This window comes from Synechococcus sp. CS-1332 (assembly GCF_025127995.1).
Classification (GTDB): domain Bacteria; phylum Cyanobacteriota; class Cyanobacteriia; order PCC-6307; family Cyanobiaceae; genus Cyanobium.
The window spans coordinates 150,845-168,083 of sequence record NZ_JAHLYP010000038.1 but is presented as its reverse complement, the minus strand read 5'-3'; the positions used below and the strand labels follow the sequence as shown (position 1 = coordinate 168,083).

Here is a 17,239-nt window from a genome sequence, read left to right as displayed (position 1 = left end):
CCACCCCCACAACGCTCATGGAAAAGGCCTGCTCACGCAGGCCTTTTTTATGGATGATTCAATCCTGGGGATCGACTCCAGTCTCCGGCTTTGACAGCCGGTCAGAGTCAGACCGGACGGATGGGACGCTTTTCAATCACTTTGTCGATGAGGCCGTAGGCCATCGCTTCGGCCGGGGACATGAAAAAGTCGCGATCAGTGTCGACCTGGATCTGCTCGAGATCCCGTCCGGTGCGGCTGGCCAGCTCCCGGTTGAGCTTGTCCTTGAGGTACAGGATCTCATCGGCCTGGATGCGGATGTCGCTGGCCTGACCGCGCGCCCCACCCAGGGGCTGATGGATCATGATGCGGGAGTGGGTCAGGCTGCTGCGCTTGCCCTTGGCTCCGGCGCAGAGCAGGAAGGCGCCCATGCTGGCGGCCAGGCCAATGCAGACGGTCTGCACATCGGGTTTGATGTGCTGCATGGTGTCGAAGATGCCGAGGCCGTCGTAGACCGACCCCCCCGGGGAATTGACATAGAGGAAGATATCTTTCTCTGGATCCTCCGCCTCCAGAAACAGCAACTGAGCCACCACACGGTTGGCAGATTCCGCTGTGACGGGTTCTCCGAGGAAGATGATCCTCTCCCGCAGCAGGCGGGAATAGATGTCGAAGGCTCTTTCACCGCGACCCGACTCCTCGATAACGATCGGGATCATGGGCTCCATACAGGCGATTGAAACGATCTTACCCAGCCGCGGATCGGGTCGAGTGCCTGCAGCGCTATGGTCGCAGCAACGAAGAATCCAACTGCGTGAGCGCTGCTCTCACCGTCGCTGACAGCAAGCGTGCCTTCCATGGCGCCTTCCCCCATGTCATCGGTCCCCTCTACCGGCGCATGGTCGACGAGTTGCTGGTAGAGCTCCATCTGCTCAGCCGCCAGAAGGGTTTCCAGGCTGATCCCCTGTTCGCCGTAGGGCTGGTTCAGGTCTTCGACGGCTTTGCCCGCGGCTACCGCCCCGAGGATCAGAAGCCCCCCCTGTTCGAAGCCCTCTGCGCGTCCTCCGGTTTCGACGGCACCGACCTGCGTCGCCAGTGCAGCGACGCCCTCGCGGCCATGGGGCGCCACAGCCAGGACGACGTGCGCCAGTGGATCGAGGCGCAGGGGGAAGGGGCTCCCGCTCCGGTGGCCACCGCCCTGGCCAGCATCCGTCGCCCTGATTTCCACTACTCCCGCCTGATGGCGGTCGGCCTGCTTGCCCTGCTGGAGCAGGCCCTCGCCGACGATGCCATGGAGCCCCAGGCCCTGCGCCAGCTCGCCCACGAGATCGGTGCGTCGATCGGCCTGCTGCGGGACCGTCTCGATAAAGACCTCTCGCTCTACGCGAGCAACCTTGAAAAGATGTCCATGGCTGTTGAGCTCATGGAAGAAACCGTGGCCGCTGAACGGCGGCGACGCGAACGGCAGGAGATCACGGGATCACCCGAAGGCGTCCCTTCAGCCAGCTAATCCCGCCGCTGCCAGGAGCGGCTTCCATCGCGAGCTGGTCAGCGCGGCGCACCAACTCCGGAAGGGGCTCGGGGAGCAGGCCCAGCTGATCCAGCCCCTGGGGACGCACCCGCAGCCATAGCTCCCCGGATCCCGGGGCCTGTTCACCGGCGGTGGCCATGGTCTGCCAGCGGGCCGGCGCCGGGCCGAGGAACAGCAGCAGCTGGGGCGTGGGACCGGTCTCCCCGATCCAGCGCCAGCCACCAAGGACCACGCCATCCTCGCGGCGCCACGTAGCCACCTGGGCTTGGGACGACCCGCTCCCTGCAGGCCCAGAACCAGACCCATCCTGAAGGGCCTGGGCCTGCAGGGAGCGGGCCAGGCCGAGCAACAGCTGGCGCCAGGCCTGCCGGTCAGCTCCCACGGCCACCTGAAGCTCCAGCGAGGCCTGGAAGGGGCCGCTGGCCTGGGGCTGGAGCCTCAGCCGGAAAGGGGAACGCCGCAACAGGGTCAGGCCCTTGGTGTCGATGCCGTAGCGCGCCGCCAGGGGATCCCGGATCAGCTGGCGCGCCAGCAGCCCACGGAACAACTGCTCCAGGGAAGAGCCCTGGAGTTCCAGAAGCAGGTCGGCGGCAAGCGGCGGCAGGGTCGACGACGGGCCTTCAGGGGCCTGTACGGCTTTTGCGGGGCCTAATGAAGCGACGCGGTCAGAGGCTTCGCCGCGCCAGCTCAGCTCAGTGCCCCCCAGCGTGAGCGAGAGACAACCCTCCTGGTAGGCCTCCAGGAGTGGGGCCAGGGGCCCCACCAGCGCCCCGAGCCCTGAGGCGTTCCAGAACACCCCCTGTCCACTCTCCAGTCTCGGCAGACACGTGCTGTACAGCCCTCGACCGGCCCGTTGATCCGGTCGCAGCAAGTCCTGGAGGAGTCGCCGCGAGAGGGGATCCGGTGCCACCACCACCAGATTCCCCACCCGCAGGCCATTGGCGGGCAGGGGCCGCTTGGATCCACCGCTGACGTTGTCCTGCACCGCCAGAAAGGCCCCCCCTTCGGCATGGGGGCCCCAGAACTGCCACCAGGTGCGGCGTTGTTCCCGCCAGAGACGGGTGGCCCCAGCTGATCCGAAACGTTCCTGCCAGAGGGCCGGCACGGGCCTGCCTGGGCTGGCCGGGAAACTCTGCAGCAGGCTGCTGACCGCCATCAGCTGCTCCAGTCCCTGGGCCCTCGGCCTGGGCCAGCGCCACAGAACCAAGCCCGGCAGCAGCAGCAACAGCAGCAGCGTGGCGGTGGTGAGCGGCAACGGGGGCAGTGACCGTGGCAGTGACCGTGGCAGTGACCATGGCAGCCGCGTCAGGGCCGGTGCCACCAGAGAACGTCGCAGCAGATCTGACGGGCGGCTCATGGAAACGCCGACAAGGTTCGGCCGTGGTGGTTGGTGCGCTGCCCCCCCCCTGATCAAACGAAGCTCATCCAGCCCCAGAGAGGGGGGTCGTAAAGACCCAGAGGCCAGCAAAGGGACTCAGGAGCGGGAGCGACCTTCGGCCGCACGACGGCGACGTCGATCTCGCCATTCGACGGTGGAGAGATAAATCACTCCAACGCTCACAAAAAGGAGAAGCGCGGAGGCCAGAACCGCCAGCAGGGTGGTGGTGGGGAAGGCCAGCTCAGAAACCGATGCTGTTGTCACCGTTGCGGCCCCACACCACCATGGCGATCGAGAAGGTGAAGATGGCCGCCAAAGCGGACCAACCAAGGGTGATCAACATCGAGCCCGACTCATGGGTGAGCGCATGTTACCTACGCTGGTGACCGGCAGCCGTTGCAGGCCCCATGGTCGTTGCTCCATCGAGAAGTCCCGCCCAGGCAGGGCAGCGCCTCCAGGAGCGCTACCCCAACGTGAACGTGATCGTCCTCGACGACGACGTCAACACCTTCCAGCACGTGGTGGAGGTCCTCGTGCGGCACCTTCCCGGCATGCAGCCCGATAAGGCCTGGGATCTGGCCCACCGCATCGATGGGCAGGGGTCGGCGGTGGTCTGGAGTGGTCCCCTGGAACAGGGCGAGCTCTACCACCAGCTGCTCAGCGCCGAGGGGCTGACGATGGCCCCCCTGGGCCCGGGCTGAGGAACGGCCATGGCCCGGCTCGTGATCACCCACAGCACCTACGTGGAGGGCCTGATCCCGTTGCTGAGGCGGCTGGCCACCTTGTCGGACATCGACACGATCACCCCGGCGGTGATCTCACGGGTGAAGGGCCGCAGCATCGGGCTGCGGCTGCGGGTGTCGAGCCCGATCACCGGAGGCCACAAGCTGCTGGCCCGCAGGGGCACCACGGCCCAGGAAGTCTTCGTGGTCACCCGCTTGAGCCGGGATCAGCTGCAGGAGGAGTTGGATCGGCTGACGAACTGAGCAGGCTGGTGGGGGCGACCCGTTCGTAGACAGCCAGGGTGCGGAAGCGGCCAAAGGGACCGGACTCCCGGAACCAGCTCGCCCCTTCCACCTCCTGGAGGTCGTGGGGACGGAGCCCCCAGCGCCGCTCGAGGTAGGCAGACGCCGCGGCGGGCTCGAAACACGGCTGGCCCCAGGCCACAATGGCTAGGGCCAGGGCCCGGATCCGCAGGGCACCGGCCGGGCTCTCCTGGATCTCCTCCTCCAGCAGAAAGGTGCGGAAGTCGTCCTGGCTCTCCCCTTCCAGGGGATATTTCTGCAGATAGAGCGCCCGGGCACGGGGAAACACGGGGCCCGGGGCACGGGCGAGCAGCCGCTCGAAGGACTGCTGGAAGCTCAGAGGCTCGCTGATCACGGCGGCGGATGGACGTTCCACCAGCATGCCTGCCGGATGAGCCCGTCATGATGCGGGTCCCCAGCCCCTTTCCCATGGCCTTCACCCCTGAGGACCTCTCCGGCGCCCTGCGCTGGCGCTACGCCACCAAGAGTTTTCAGGCCGGTGCCCGCATTCCGTCAGCCACCTGGTCTGCCCTGGAGGACGCCCTGGTGCAGAGCCCTTCCAGCTACGGACTGCAGCCCTGGAAGTTTCTCGTGATTGAGGACCCATCCCTTCGCACGACCCTGAAACCCCACTCCTGGGACCAATCCCAGATCACGGACTGCTCCCATCTGGTGGTGTTTCTGGCCCGGCGGACGATCGAGGAGGCCGATCTGGATCGGCTGATCCAGGCCACGGCTGGAGCCAGGGGGCTGAACCCGGACCAGCTGGCCCCCTACCGGGGAATGATGGAAAAAGATCTGATCCATGGTCCCCGCAGCGCGGTGATCGATCGCTGGGCCAGCAACCAGGTGTACATCGCCCTCGGCACCTTTCTGACGGCGGCAGCGCTGTTGTCCGTGGACACCTGCCCGATCGAAGGCTTCTCACCGGCCGACTACGACAGCATTCTCAAGCTGGACACCAGCCCCTACCGGAGCTGTGTGGTCTGTGCAGCGGGCTATCGCGACCCCGAGGACCGCTATGCAGCTCTCGCGAAGGTGCGCTACTCCGCAGAGGATCTGATTGAGACCCTCTGATCGAAACCCGCTGATCGCTACGGAAAGGGGGTGGACCGCCGTGCCGTCTTGCCCCAGTGTTCGACCTGGATGAACCAGGTGGGGAGTCAGGGGCGGGGCTTCGTTTCCGGCCGTGAAGCCGGTATACGTTGCCGTCGCTGAAGACCCCCCGCGTCGAAAGGGAGTCAGATCAGAAAACTGTGAAAGGCAGTCACCAACACAGCAGTCCAACTGCATCCTAAGTGGGTGAACAGGGCAGCGGCCAGATGGCCCGCACCTCTGCCAGCCGGCGCTGCTTTTCCAGCTCTCGCACCCCGTCCGTGCGGCCCTCCAGCAGCAGGGTGAGATGGCCCAGCTTGCGGCCGGCCCTACCCCCGTGCTTGCCATACCAGTGAAGGTGGGCTCCGGGGAGCGCCTCAAGGGCCCGGCGCCGATCCAGCTGGTCGGCATCGCCGCCCTCTGGAGCCAGCAGATTCACCATCAAGGCGCCAGGAACCACCGCCTCGGTGCCTCCCATCGGCAGACCGGCAACGATGCGCACCTGCTGGGCGAACTGGCTGGTGCGGCAGGCCTCGATGGTCAGATGGCCGGAGTTGTGGGTGCGGGGGGCCAGCTCGTTGACCTGCAGGCCCGAGGGCCCATAGAAGAACTCGATCGACAGCACACCCACATAGTCGAGCGCGGTGAGCAGGGAGGCGGCCACGTTGCGCGCAAACACCTCGACCCGGTGATCCACCGGGGCGGGAAAGAGCACCCAGTCGCAGACGCGGCAGTGTTGGTGGGTCTGCACCAGGGGGTAGCAGGACACCGTGCCGTGCCGGTCGCGGCAAGCAACCAGCGCCAGCTCCTGATCGAAGCGCACCAGTTCCTCAAGGATCCAGTCGTCGGGGTCGACGCTGGCGAGCAGCCCCTCAAGCGCGGCCAGATCGACCAGGGGGATCGTTCCCCGGCCGTCGTAGCCCCCATGGCTGGCCTTGGCCATCATCGGAAAGTCGAAGCCCTCAGGCAGGCGGGGAGAGGCTGGCGACCGCAGGGAGCGCGGGGAGCCCCACGCCAGCGCGCCTTCACCCCCGTCCGCTGGGGTAGGCGCCGCGGGCTGAAGGACATCCGCCAGGGGGAACCAGCGGGGGGCCGGCAGGTGAAGGTCACCCAGGAGGCGCCGCTGGCCCGCCTTGCTCAGCAGGGGCTGGAGGGCGTCGAGCCCCGGCAGAAACTGCAGGCCAGGCCCCTGCAGCGTCCGCAGGGCCTCCAGCGGAATCCACTCGTTTTCGAAGCTGATGGCCTGGCAGCGGCTGGCCAGCTCCCGGGTGGCGGCCACGTCATCGACGGGCGCCAGCACCACACTGACCGCCTCGCGGGTGGCCGGATCATCGGCCCCGGGAGTCTGCACATGCAGGGCGACGCCGAGCTCCCTGGCGGCCTGGGCCAGCATCCAGGCCAACTGGCCGCCCCCCACGATGCCGATCGCATCGCTCGCAGCGGCTGTGGCCTGGGGATCGGGGTCAGCGGTGGTCTGCACCCTGGGTGGTCGTTCGAACCGGGCACCAGCCTGCCACCAGGGCGTCGGGGCCCACCCCGGAAGCTGGTGCCGGGCCTCACTGCAGAGGATTCTCGGCGGCGAAGGCGTAGCGGAGCAGGCTGAGCAGCAGCACGATCAGAAACAGTGCCAGGCCGACGGTGCAGGCGTAGCTGATCTCCAGCTCCGAAAAAGCCTGGTCGTACACGTAGTAAACGATCGTGCGGGTGCTGTCGGCCGGACCTCCCTGGGTCATCAGGTACACCTCCTCAAACACCTTGGTGGCCCCGATCGCCGAAATCACCGCCACCAGGGTGATGTACGGGCGCAGCTGGGGCAGGGTGATGTCCATGTGGCGACGCCAGCCCTCGCTGCCATCCAGGGCCGCCGCCTCGTAGAGATCGGCGGAGATCCCCTGCAGTCCGGCCACGAAGATGACCATGTAGTAACCGAGGCCCTTCCAGAGGGTGACCAGCATCACCGAAGGCAGGGCCAGGCCCGTGGAGGTCAGGAAGCCGATCGGCGTGAAGCGATCGCCCAGCAGAGCGCCGAGCCAACCATTGACCAGACCGTTTTCGGCATAGAGCCAGCGGAAGGCGATCGCCGCTACCACCAGGGACACCAGCACCGGGGTGTAGAAGGCGCCGCGGAACCAGTGGATGCCAGGCAGCTGGCGATTGACCAGCACCGCCAGGCCGAGGGCCCCCAGGACGATCGGCGGCACCACCCCTACCAGATAGAGAAAGGTGGTGCCGGTGACCCGCAGCAGCATCGGATCGGCCACCAGCCGGCGGAAATTGGCCAGGCCCACGAAGGTGAGCGGCTCGCTCACATCCAGTCCCGTGCGGGTGAAGCTGATCACCAGGGCCATAGCCGCCGGAATCAGCACCGACACCGCCAGCAGCAGCAGGGCGGGGGCCAGAAACGCCCAGGCAGAGCGGCTGGGAGCTGGGGCGGAAGGGAAGGGTGTGGCCATCGGTGCATCCTGCCGGAGGTGGAGCGTTGCACAATCGGAGCGGAGGCTGGAGACCACTGATGCCGCTTGATCAGCCGCCGTTCGATCCGCCATGCCGATGACGGCGAATCCGAAGCAGGTGCTGCGGGACGTCTTCGGCTATGACGCCTTCCGAGGTCCCCAGGCCGCCATCGTTGAGCACGTCTGCGCGGGGGGCTCGGCCCTGGTGCTGATGCCCACCGGAGGCGGCAAATCCCTCTGCTATCAGATCCCGGCGCTCTGCCGGCCGGGAACGGCGGTGGTGGTGTCGCCGCTGATCGCCCTGATGCAGGACCAGGTGGGCGCCCTGCGGCAGGCGGGCGTGCGGGCAGCCGCCCTGCATTCGGCCGAAAGCAGCGACGCGGCGGCGGCCACCTGGCGGGAGCTCCAGGCCGGGCAGCTCGATCTGCTGTACGTCTCCCCTGAGCGACTCCTGGGTGGCGATCTGATCGAGCGCCTCGCGGCGCTGCCCCTGGCCCTGTTCGCCATTGATGAGGCCCACTGCGTCTCCCAGTGGGGCCACGATTTCCGGCCCGAGTATCTACAGCTGGCGGTGCTTGCCGAGCGCTTCGCCGCGATTCCCCGCATCGCCCTCACCGCCACCGCCGATCCCCGCACCCGGGCCGAGATCGTGGCGCGCCTGAGCCTGGAGCAGGCGGCCACCTTCATCGCCAGCTTCGATCGGCCCAACATCCGCTACCTGCTGCGCGACAAGAGCGAACCCAAGCGCCAGCTGCTCGAATTTCTCGCCACCCAGCAAGGCCACTCCGGCATCGTCTACGCCCGCTCCCGCAAGCGAGTAGACGACTTCGCTGCCGCCCTGAAGGCCGCTGGCCACGACGCCCTGCCCTACCACGCCGGGCTCTCGCCGGAGAGACGCAGCGACGCCTTGGAGCACTTCCGCCTTGGCAGTGGCGTGATCGTGGTGGCCACCATCGCCTTCGGTATGGGCATCGACAAGCCAGACGTGCGCTTCGTGGCCCATGTCGACCTGCCCAAGAGCCTGGAGGCGTACTACCAGGAGACGGGCCGGGCGGGCCGTGATGGCCTGCCGGCCGTTGCCTGGATGGTGCACGGCTCCGGTGACGTGCCGCCGTTGCGTCGCTTCATCGACGACTCCGATGCCGATCCGGCCCAGAAGCGGATCGAGCACGGCCGCCTCGAATCCCTGATCGGCTTCGCCGAGGCCTCCAGCTGCCGCCGGCGGATCCTGCTCAGCTACCTGGGCGAGGCGGACGGCAGCGACTGCGGCAACTGTGACGTCTGCCTGGAGCCGAACCAGGGTGCGGACATGACCGAACCGGCCCGCAAGGCCCTCTCCGCTGTCTACCGGACCGGGGGGCGTTTTGGCGCCGCCCACCTGGTGGACGTGCTGCTGGGGGGCGCGACGGCCCGGATCCGCAGCCTCGGCCACGATCAGCTGGGAGTGCATGGGATCGGCAAGGAGCTGGATCGGGGCCAGTGGCGCAGCTTGTTCCGCCAGCTCAGCGCCAGGGGGTACCTGGTGGCGGCCGCCGACGGCCATGGGGGCCTGCAGTTCGGCGACGACGCCCTGGTCAGACCCCTGCTGCGCGGCGAGATCCGCCTGGAGATCCGTCTGCCCCCGGTGGCGAAGGAGCGACGGGGCGCGGCGGCAGGGGGCGGGCCCGGAGCGACCGCGGCCGCCACAGCGGACAACGCCGATCCGGATCTCCTGGCGGCCCTGAAGGCCTGGCGGCTGGAACAGGCCCGCCAACAGGGGCTGCCGCCCTACGTGGTCTTTCACGACCGCACCCTGATCGCCATTGCCGAACGCCGTCCCACGGCCCTGGAGGACCTGGCCGGCATCACCGGCATCGGCAGGGCCAAGCTCGCCAGCTATGGCGAAGCGGTGCTGGCGGTGGTCGGGAGCCAGACGGCACCGGCCTAGCCTCAGCCCACCCTTGACGCCCCGTCCGTGCCGCAGGAGATCCGCACCATCACGGTGTCCCTTGCCGCCGATCCCTATCCGATCCTGATCGGCGAGGGCCTGCTCGGCCGCCTGGGCTCGTTTCTGATCGAGCGTGGATTCCAGAGCGGCACCCGGGTGCTGGTGGTGACCAACCCCGACGTGCAGGGCTTCCATGGTGCCGAGGCACTGACGAGCCTCGAGGCCAGCGGGTACGCCGTGCGAAGCCTGGTGCTGGAGGCCGGGGAGGAGCTCAAGACCCCGGCCACCGTGACGGCGATCTACGACGCCGCCTTTGATCACCGTCTGGAGCGCGGCTCCCTGATCGTCGCCCTCGGGGGCGGTGTGGTGGGAGACATGGCCGGCTTCGCTGCCGCCACCTGGTTGCGGGGCATCGCCGTGGTCCAGGTTCCCACCACCCTGCTGGCGATGGTGGACGCCGCCATTGGTGGCAAGACCGGGGTGAACCATCCAGGGGGCAAGAACCTGATTGGCGCCTTCCACCAACCGAAGCTGGTGCTGATCGACCCGCGGGTGCTGGATACCCTGCCGGAGAGGGAGTTCCGCGCCGGCATGGCGGAGGTGATCAAGTACGCGGTCATCGGCGATGGGCAGCTCTTCGACGACCTGGAGCAGGCCGCCGGCCGGGATCCCCAGGGTGGTCTGGCCAGCCGCGAAGCCATCGGCCCCGAGCTGCTGCAACGCCTGCTGGAGCGCTCGGCAGCCGCCAAGGCCCGGGTGGTGGCCGCCGACGAACGGGAAGGGGGCCTGCGGGCGATCCTTAATTACGGCCACACCCTGGGCCATGCGGTGGAGAACCTCAGCGGCTACGGCAGCTGGCTGCACGGAGAGGCCGTGGGTCTGGGCATGCTGGCTGCCGGTGACATCGCCGTAGCGATGGGTCTGTGGAGTCAGGCGGATCAGAACAGGCAGCGCCGCCTGGTCGCGGCCGCTGGGCTGCCGATGGGCTGGCCGGCCCTCGATCCGGAAGCGGTGCTGACCTCCCTGCAGGCGGACAAGAAGGTGCGTCAGGGGAAAGTGCGCTTCGTGCTGCCGACCGGCGTGGGATCGGTCACGATCCGCGACGACGTCGATCCCGCCACGATCAGGGCCGCCCTCGCGGCCGCCGCTTCGAACGTGGCCTTTCGCTGACAGGCAAGGCGCGGGCCCCCAAGATCGGGGACCATCACCGGAAGGTTTTTATTCCTCACGGCCCATGAGCAGTCGCCCAAGCTGGTTCAACACCTTTCTGAGCCAGCCCCTGCGACGACTCGGCGCCCTGGCCAGGACCATCGGTCTCGGGGGCCGGGACGAGCCCGCCGGGCCGGCGTCATCGCCCGCTCAGGATCCCTCCCCTGCGGCAGCGTCCCCAATCCCCGCCAGCCCTGCCGTAGCGGCGCCGAGCGGGGGCGGCGGGGGAAGCACATGGGTCGCCTTTCTGCCACGCGATCCCCAGTGGTCCCAGGTGCGCTGGGCCATTACCCCGGCCGACAGGCTCCGGGCCCAGGCCGATGGGGCGACCCAGCTTTGCCTCCGTGTTGCCGACGTGACTGGACTCGACGGGGGGTCCACCCATCCCCACACCCTGCAGGAGGTGGTGGTCGAAAGCCAGGCCAGCGAGTGGTACCTGCCGGTGCCCCTGTCCGGTCGTGATTACAGGGTGGAGCTTGGCTTCCGCAAGGGTGGCCGCGGCGGCTGGATGTCCCTGGCTTTCTCCGCGACAGCCCATGTTCCTGTCCTGGACAGCCCGATCGTCAGCATGCCCGATCCCTTCGTGGCCTTCACCATGCCTTCGTCGGCGGAGGGCGTTCCCGCACCGGCTCCGACCAGGGAGATCATCAACGACCTGCACGAGCGGCTTTACCAGAGCGCCACCAGCCCCTGGCGCCGTCTCGGCCGCGGTTCGGAGGCCTTCCATGAGATCGATTCCGCCTCTGGGTTGCAGGGCGGTTCCGACTTCTCCGCCTCCGGCGCGGGCCCGTGGGCGTCCGGGCGCAGCGGCTCCGGCATCGGTGGCGTGGCCGCCCGCCAGCGCTCTTTCTGGCTGGTGGCCGATGCCGAACTGATCGTCTATGGCGCCACCGACCCCTCCGCCCGCCTGAGCATCGGCGGCGAGGAGATTCCCCTCTCCTCCGATGGCACGTTTCGCCTCCAGGTGCCTTTCCGGGATGGCCAGCAGCTCTATCCGATCGAAGCCCTAGCGGCCGATGGGGAGCAGAAGCGCAGCATCACCATGGAGTTCCGCCGCACGACCCCCAACGCCAACGTCAATCCCAAGGAGCAAGCCCAGTCGGAGTGGTTCTGAACCGCCTCAGTGGCTCTCCCGCAGTTGCTCGGTGCAGACGGTGATGCAGTCACCGTCATCAAGGGAGCACGTGGTGATGCAGGCGAAGTAAGTCTCGACGGGATCGTCGCCCATCCCATCAACGTCGGCACTGAGAGCATCAATGCTGCTTGAAGATTCTGGGTCGAGATGGAACGTTGCACCAACAAACTGAGCCACCGTCTGGTCACCAAGAACATTGTCCATTGCCATTCCCATCACCACGCCTTCCGATTGGGATTTCACCCTACCGTTAGCCACAGGTTTCTCCTCCACGATTGAGCAGGAATGCTCAAGATTTCATGTGGAGATGTAAAGGGGTCGGCATCGATCAGGGCGACGGCAGGCTCAGAAACAGGGGCGTTGGCTGCAGCGTTTCGGCCATCCCTTGCCCCGGTGGATCCCGGCGGAAGGCCAGCCAGCGAAAGGCACCGAGCCCGGCGGGATCCACCAGCCGAAGCAGGGTTTCCCGCCGTTGCAGCAGCTCCGCCAGCCGAGAGGCCGGCTCCTGCTGAAGCGCATGCAGGCGACTGGCAAGACCAAGCGCCAGCAGGGCCTCTCCCTGGCGGCATCCGCCCAGGGGCTGCCAGCCTGCGGCCCGGGCTGCTGTTTCCAGGCTCTCGAGACAGAGATGGGCGGTCAGGTCCCACAGACCAGGCTCCAGAAGGGGATCATCGCTGGCCTGCTGGCGCCGGTAGGCCATCAGGGTGCCGCCGGAGCGCTGGGGCGCGTAGTAGCGACGGGCCTCGTGGGCGTAATCGATCACCAGCAACCACCCCTCGCTCAGTGCTCCACCGCAGGCGGCCAGCCAGGGCTCCAGCCCTGGGTGGAGCTCCGTGCTCCAGCCCTGAGGGCGGCTCCCATCCAGGGGGAGCAGGCCGAGGGATGCCAGTTGCTCGAGCACGGGCCCGTCCAGGGGTTCAGCGGCCTCCAGGCTCAGGCTGTCCCCCCGCAGAACGACCCGCTGGCGGCACCAGTGATCGTCCCGGCGCTCGATCCGCTCGATGGCAAGGGCGTCGAGCACTTCGTGGGCCAGCACGATGCCCCGCAGGGGGGCGCTGGCCAAGGCGCAGAAATCGATCCAGCGCACCGCCAGCGGACACGCATTGAGCCGCTGCCGCTGCCGCTGGGCCATGCCCGCATTTGGCTCCACGAGCACCAGTTCGGTGCGCCCGGCCAGTTCGGGCCAGCCGGCGTGGAGCGCCTCGGCCAACTGCTGGGCCAGGTGCCCCTCACCCGGTCCGGTCTCCACCAGGGCCAGGGGGGCCTGCGCCGGCAGCAGGGCCAGCCACTGGGCCACCTGGGGGGCAAGCAGCTGGGCGAAGTCCGCCCCGAGCGAGGGGGCAGTGGCGAAGTCCCCTCGGGGGCCGATGGCCAGGCGGCCGCTGCCGTAGGCCCCGTGGTCCGGATCGTGCAGGACCCATTCCATGTAGTCCTGGAACGGCACCGAACCACCCGCCGCCCGCAACCGCCGCAGGAGCCAATCGGGAACCGGCGTGGAGCGTCGATGGGGGGTCAGCACGCGGCGTCAGGGTGACTCAGTGAGAATGCTGAACGATGGGAGCACGAGCGATGGCGACAGGCACACCGGTAGCGGCGGGAACGCAACGGGATCAGCGGGGGCGTGGCTGGTGTGGCGGACTCGGTCGGCGGCTGGGGGCCGGCCTGGCCACCCTCACCCTGGTGCTCGTGACCTGGCTGCTGCCGGGGCTGGGGGCGACCGCCTACGCCGCTGACAACCCCCAGCTGCTGCCCGATCACCCCACCCCGGTGATCGACCTGGCCAAGGCCCTCACCGACGGTGAGCGTGGCGAACTGGAGGCTGAACTGGAGAGTTTCGAAACCACCAGCGGCTGGAAGCTCAGGGTGCTGACCCAGTACGAGCGCACCCCCGGCCTGGCGGTCAAGGGGTTCTGGGACCTGGACGAGCGCAGCCTGCTGCTGGTTGCCGATCCCCGTGGCGGCAACTTGTTGAACTTCAACGTGGGTGAGGCCCTCTTCGCCCTGATGCCCCGCACCTTCTGGGTGGAACTTCAGACCCGTTACGGCAACCAGTTCTATGTGCGGGACCACGGGGAGGATGGCTCAATCTTGTCGGCCATCCATGCCGTGAAGGGATGCCTGGCCATCGGTGGTTGCCAGGTGGTGCCGGGCTTGCCCCAGGAGCAGTGGATCCTCACGCTCTGCACGTCGATCCTGGGCGGTCTGATCGTGGGGTTCGCCGCCTTCCCACGTCAGGAGGGCCGCCGGGTCGAATGGACCTGGGTGTTGCTGCTCTCTCCCCTCTGGTTGATCCTGTTCGTGGCCCTTGGCATGGGGCCGATCATCACGCGCACCAACGACGTGCTGCCGTTGCTGCGCAACGTGCTGGGGTTCCTCGGAGCTTCAGTGGTGGCCTACCTGATTGCCCAGAAAACCCTGGGCGGCGTGCGCCTGCAGGGCAAGGGCGAAGGCTGAACGCCCCGGAGTGGGTCGAGGATCCGGCTCAGCGGGCGGTTGACGGACCACTCACCCGCTCCAGCTGGCAGCTGAGGCTGTCATCGCTGCAGGGCGGGGGCACCTGACGAATGGCCACGTTTTCCCAGACGGCAGAGGATTCGTTGCGCAGCTGGGCCAGATTCTCCTCGTAGAAACGGCGCAGGTCATTGAGGCGCTTGACGGGTTGTCCGTAGTAGCTGCGGCCGGCCAGGGTCGGGAAAGACGCCCATTCAGGGGCCAGACGGGCCGCCAGGTCGGGGCTCAACTCACCGCGATCAGCCAGGTGCAGGGCACCGCGGCGCTGCACCAGGAACAGGGCGGCCTGGTCCTGGGACTCAGGACCGAAATCGGGCATACCCAGGGCCCGGGTGACCATGTCCCAGGTGAAGGGCATGAACTGGTAGGCACCCGCCGCCGCGCTGGCGTAGCGGGCTGTGCGCATCACCCGATTGGGATGGCGATCGAGGGAATGGAAGAGGCTGCCGCCGAACAAGATGCGGTACCCGACCTCTTGGCCGTTGGCCCAGGTCCCTTCGGCGTAGCGGATGGTGTTGAGCAGCGCCCGTCGCTCGGGCGTGATCGCGAACACGCGGGGCGCTGCCGGCAGCGGCGTCAGCATCGCGACCCGAGCGGGGGCCACACGGGCCTCAGGACCCAGCTGCCAGGCGCCAGAGGCCTCAGCGGCACTGACTGGGCCTGCCAGGGTCAGGCCGGCGATGGCGAGGACGAGGGGACGGAGCTGAAGGTTCGGCAAGAGAAACGGTCGTGAAGGACAAGTGGGGGAAAAATCCGCTAGATGGATAACGGAATTAATCCGACGGAATGTGCTTGGTGTGACCAGGTCTTCTGGGGAACGGCATCAGGAAGAACCAGTGATCCCGTGGCGAGGAATAGTGATTCCTTGCACCGAGACTTGGCGGTAATTTGCCGATGAATGCGCCGAAACGATTCGGTGTAAGTGACGGTCGAACAACTGTCTACTGGTATCAAGAATGACGCTTTGCATTCGAGTTACAGCCAGGCACTGAAGTTCTTCGACGTCGATGAACAGATGATCAAATCCTGAAGCCAGGCCCCATAGGCAGTGCTGATCGTCCCTCCAGCAGCGAAATGAGGGCCCGCGCTGCGGTTGTGGCCCCATCCACCGCCAGGGGGCCGCGCCGGGGGGGCTCCAGGGGTTGATCCAGCTGCCAGTCGCCCCGGCGGAACGCCTCCTGGCTCAGCAGCCGATGCCAGCCGTGGTTGCGCAGGTCCTCCTCCAGCACAGGCGCCTCAGCAAATCCGCTCCGGTGCACCAGGTGGATCCCCACGCCCTGGCTGAAGGCCTCGCAGAAGCTGCTGTAGCCGGGTTTCGTGATCAGCCGTCCCGTCAGGGGCATCAGGTCGAGGGGGCGCACCCCGGCCGGCAGGCAACGGCCGTTGGGCACCGTCGCCAGCAGGGGATCCGGACCGATGAACACGTGCTCCGGCCAAAGGGTCAGCAGGGCCGGGTCCATGGCCATGCCAAGGCCACCGAAGCTCACCAGCACCACCTGCTCCCGATCCGGCGGCAGGGCCAGATCCTGGGCCAGCCACTCCAGGTCGAGCCGCGGACTGGAGCTCGTCAGGCCCAGCCGCACCTCCGGCAGGCCCCAGTCCATCGGCAGGGACAGGGGGCAGCGCAGCAGCAGATCCCCCTGGGCGTACAGCTGCCGGTGTCGTTCTGCCCAGGGCTGGAAGCCCGAGCCCATGGGAGCGTGAATCGTGTCCCAGCCGAAGCTGGCCAACCACACCAGCGGCACCTGCAGCCGTCGGGCCAGCAGGGCCGCCGCCGGCGGCACATCACCCAGCACCAGTAGCGGCTGGTGCTGGGCCTCCAGCCAGGTGGCTTCGGCCTCGACCAGCCCCGGCAGGCTCCCGTCCAGGTCTTCGAGGGCTGCCAGGGTGGCGGGGGCGTCGGCACCCAGGGCATCCGCCTGGATCACCCCCACGTCCCACCGGCAGGGGCGATGCTCAAAGGGCACCGGGCCGAGCGAAAGCTTCAGAAACGCTCGCGGCAGTCCAGTGGAGAGCACCAGGCGCCAGTCGGGCTTCAAAGAGGCCAGTTCAGCGAGTACCGAGGCCGTGCGAGAGCCGTGGCCGAAGCCATGGCTGCTGATGCAGGCGTAAATCAGCAAGGGCTGAGGACGCCCGCCGCCGGCAGGGCCGCTCTCCACAGGGTCTGCTCGTAGTGGAGGGCGCCATCGATGCCGTACCAGCGGTGGCTGATGTGGCGCAGGTCACCGCCTGAGAAGACGACCCAGCTGAAGTGGCGCAGGGCCCGACCCTGCTGGTCCACACCGTGACGGGGAACAGAGGCGGTGTTGAGGAAAGCGGTGCCCTGGGCGTCGCGGCGGAAGCTGCGTCGCTCCCCCTGGTGATGGCACAAGGCATGGTGCATGTGACCGAAGATCACCAGGGGCAGTGGGCGGCGACGACGGATCTGATCCAACGCCAGGGCCAGATCCTGATCCCCCCAGTCGCAGGCGGGAGCCTTCCAGTCGCGGGCGCAGAGGTCGTCCACCTGGGTGCCCAGGCCACTGGGGCCGGAGTGGGCCAGCAGAACCAGCGGCAGCTGCGGATCGGCTGACAGGGCCGCCCGGGTGATGCGTTCAGCGGACTCATGAAGTCCCACCGGCCCATAGACGGCTCTGACGGCCTTGGAGAGGTGGTAGCCACCGCCGGCAGTCCCCGGACGGGCCCCCACCACCGCGAGGCCGGGGGGACGTAGCTCCCTGAGCCCCCAGCCACAGTGCCGATCTCCCAGCAGCTCCAGCTGGTGCCGCAGGGTGCGGCCGCTGCCGTCCTTGCCCGCGTCGTGGTTCCCGAGCACGCAGGCCAGAGGCAGCTCCAAGGTGGCGAGGAGTTCGGGGATGCGGCTCTTGCCGTCGCTGAAATCACCTACCAACAGCAGGGCATCGGGACGGATCAGATCGAGCACGTCGTGGTCGCTCCGATCCCATTGATCGTGCAGATCCCCCGCGATGGCGATGTTCAGCTCAGCCAATACCAAC

At 67.8% G+C, this 17,239-nt stretch carries 19 protein-coding genes and 1 other RNA gene; 8 read left to right on the top strand and 12 right to left on the bottom strand.

All coding sequences use genetic code 11. The features are described from left to right. Positions 1-107 precede the first annotated feature (107 nt). The gene (gene clpP, locus KQ305_RS08185; RefSeq protein WP_259724912.1) at positions 108-698 is read right to left on the bottom strand and encodes an ATP-dependent Clp endopeptidase proteolytic subunit ClpP; all 591 of its coding nucleotides are present in this window, start codon (positions 696-698) and stop codon (positions 108-110) included. Between the two features lie 95 nt (positions 699-793). Between clpP and psb29 the strand changes: the two genes are divergently transcribed. Next, entirely contained in the window at positions 794-1,489 is a 696-nt protein-coding gene (gene psb29, locus KQ305_RS08180) for a photosystem II biogenesis protein Psp29 (RefSeq protein WP_259724911.1), read from the top strand. Here psb29 and KQ305_RS08175 read toward each other — a convergent pair. Then, the gene (locus KQ305_RS08175; RefSeq protein ID WP_259724910.1) at positions 1,452-2,867 is read right to left on the bottom strand and encodes a hypothetical protein; all 1,416 of its coding nucleotides are present in this window, start codon (positions 2,865-2,867) and stop codon (positions 1,452-1,454) included. The two genes, psb29 and KQ305_RS08175, sit on opposite strands and share 38 nt — an antisense overlap. A 262-nt stretch (positions 2,868-3,129) precedes the next feature. Further along, a complete protein-coding gene (petN, locus tag KQ305_RS08170; protein WP_015108283.1) occupies positions 3,130-3,231 on the bottom strand; it encodes a cytochrome b6-f complex subunit PetN in 102 nt (33 codons plus the stop codon). Positions 3,232-3,295: 64 nt separating this feature from the next. Between petN and clpS the strand changes: the two genes are divergently transcribed. Together clpS and KQ305_RS08160 are read left to right on the top strand one after the other, a co-directional pair. Next, positions 3,296-3,589, top strand: a complete 294-nt coding sequence (clpS, locus tag KQ305_RS08165) for an ATP-dependent Clp protease adapter ClpS (protein WP_259724909.1) — start codon at positions 3,296-3,298, stop codon at positions 3,587-3,589. Between the two features lie 9 nt (positions 3,590-3,598). Further along, the gene (locus KQ305_RS08160; RefSeq protein WP_259724908.1) at positions 3,599-3,874 is read left to right on the top strand and encodes a DUF2103 domain-containing protein; all 276 of its coding nucleotides are present in this window, start codon (positions 3,599-3,601) and stop codon (positions 3,872-3,874) included. On the opposite strand, the gene KQ305_RS08155 is transcribed toward KQ305_RS08160, so the two are convergent. Then, positions 3,819-4,289 carry a hypothetical protein gene (locus tag KQ305_RS08155; RefSeq protein ID WP_259724907.1) on the bottom strand — a complete coding sequence of 157 codons (471 nt, stop codon included), beginning with the start codon at positions 4,287-4,289 and terminating at the stop codon, positions 3,819-3,821. The two genes, KQ305_RS08160 and KQ305_RS08155, sit on opposite strands and share 56 nt — an antisense overlap. A 53-nt stretch (positions 4,290-4,342) precedes the next feature. On the opposite strand from KQ305_RS08155, the gene KQ305_RS08150 reads away from it, so the two are divergent. Then, positions 4,343-4,990, top strand: a complete 648-nt coding sequence (locus KQ305_RS08150; RefSeq protein WP_259724906.1) for an NAD(P)H-dependent oxidoreductase — start codon at positions 4,343-4,345, stop codon at positions 4,988-4,990. Positions 4,991-5,018: 28 nt separating this feature from the next. On the opposite strand, the gene ssrS is transcribed toward KQ305_RS08150, so the two are convergent. The 3 genes from ssrS to KQ305_RS08135 form a co-directional block, all read right to left on the bottom strand. Continuing rightward, positions 5,019-5,201: non-coding RNA, 6S RNA (gene ssrS, locus KQ305_RS08145), on the bottom strand. 6 nt (positions 5,202-5,207) lie between these two features. Continuing rightward, positions 5,208-6,488, bottom strand: coding sequence for a 5-(carboxyamino)imidazole ribonucleotide synthase (locus KQ305_RS08140; protein WP_311134331.1), 1,281 nt, complete (start codon positions 6,486-6,488; stop codon positions 5,208-5,210). Between the two features lie 76 nt (positions 6,489-6,564). Next, positions 6,565-7,461, bottom strand: a complete 897-nt coding sequence (locus KQ305_RS08135) for a carbohydrate ABC transporter permease (RefSeq protein ID WP_259724905.1) — start codon at positions 7,459-7,461, stop codon at positions 6,565-6,567. A gap of 97 nt (positions 7,462-7,558) precedes the next feature. Between KQ305_RS08135 and recQ the strand changes: the two genes are divergently transcribed. The 3 genes from recQ (at position 7,559) to KQ305_RS08120 (ending at position 11,711) form a co-directional block, all read left to right on the top strand. After that, on the top strand, positions 7,559-9,388 hold the full coding sequence (gene recQ, locus KQ305_RS08130) for a DNA helicase RecQ (RefSeq protein WP_259724904.1): 1,830 nt from the start codon (positions 7,559-7,561) through the stop codon (positions 9,386-9,388). Positions 9,389-9,415: 27 nt separating this feature from the next. After that, on the top strand, positions 9,416-10,558 hold the full coding sequence (aroB, locus tag KQ305_RS08125) for a 3-dehydroquinate synthase (protein WP_259724903.1): 1,143 nt from the start codon (positions 9,416-9,418) through the stop codon (positions 10,556-10,558). A gap of 64 nt (positions 10,559-10,622) precedes the next feature. Further along, on the top strand, positions 10,623-11,711 hold the full coding sequence (locus KQ305_RS08120) for a DUF4912 domain-containing protein (RefSeq protein WP_259724902.1): 1,089 nt from the start codon (positions 10,623-10,625) through the stop codon (positions 11,709-11,711). A 6-nt stretch (positions 11,712-11,717) separates the two neighbouring features. Here KQ305_RS08120 and KQ305_RS08115 read toward each other — a convergent pair whose 3' ends face one another. After that, positions 11,718-12,005 carry a hypothetical protein gene (locus KQ305_RS08115; RefSeq protein WP_259724958.1) on the bottom strand — a complete coding sequence of 96 codons (288 nt, stop codon included), beginning with the start codon at positions 12,003-12,005 and terminating at the stop codon, positions 11,718-11,720. A 55-nt stretch (positions 12,006-12,060) separates the two neighbouring features. Next, positions 12,061-13,251, bottom strand: coding sequence for a class I SAM-dependent methyltransferase (locus tag KQ305_RS08110; RefSeq protein ID WP_259724901.1), 1,191 nt, complete (start codon positions 13,249-13,251; stop codon positions 12,061-12,063). A 50-nt stretch (positions 13,252-13,301) separates the two neighbouring features. On the opposite strand from KQ305_RS08110, the gene KQ305_RS08105 reads away from it, so the two are divergent. Further along, positions 13,302-14,186, top strand: a complete 885-nt coding sequence (locus KQ305_RS08105) for a TPM domain-containing protein (RefSeq protein WP_259724900.1) — start codon at positions 13,302-13,304, stop codon at positions 14,184-14,186. Positions 14,187-14,214: 28 nt separating this feature from the next. Here KQ305_RS08105 and KQ305_RS08100 read toward each other — a convergent pair whose 3' ends face one another. The 3 genes from KQ305_RS08100 to KQ305_RS08090 form a co-directional block, all read right to left on the bottom strand. After that, positions 14,215-14,961: a glycoside hydrolase family 104 protein gene (locus KQ305_RS08100; RefSeq protein ID WP_259724899.1), complete on the bottom strand. Its 747-nt coding sequence runs from the start codon at positions 14,959-14,961 to the stop codon at positions 14,215-14,217. 301 nt (positions 14,962-15,262) lie between these two features. Further along, the gene (locus tag KQ305_RS08095; RefSeq protein WP_259724898.1) at positions 15,263-16,363 is read right to left on the bottom strand and encodes a hypothetical protein; all 1,101 of its coding nucleotides are present in this window, start codon (positions 16,361-16,363) and stop codon (positions 15,263-15,265) included. Then, positions 16,357-17,232: a TIGR04168 family protein gene (locus KQ305_RS08090; protein WP_259724897.1), complete on the bottom strand. Its 876-nt coding sequence runs from the start codon at positions 17,230-17,232 to the stop codon at positions 16,357-16,359. The genes KQ305_RS08095 and KQ305_RS08090 overlap by 7 nt, the downstream gene beginning before the upstream one ends. Positions 17,233-17,239: the final 7 nt, after the last annotated feature.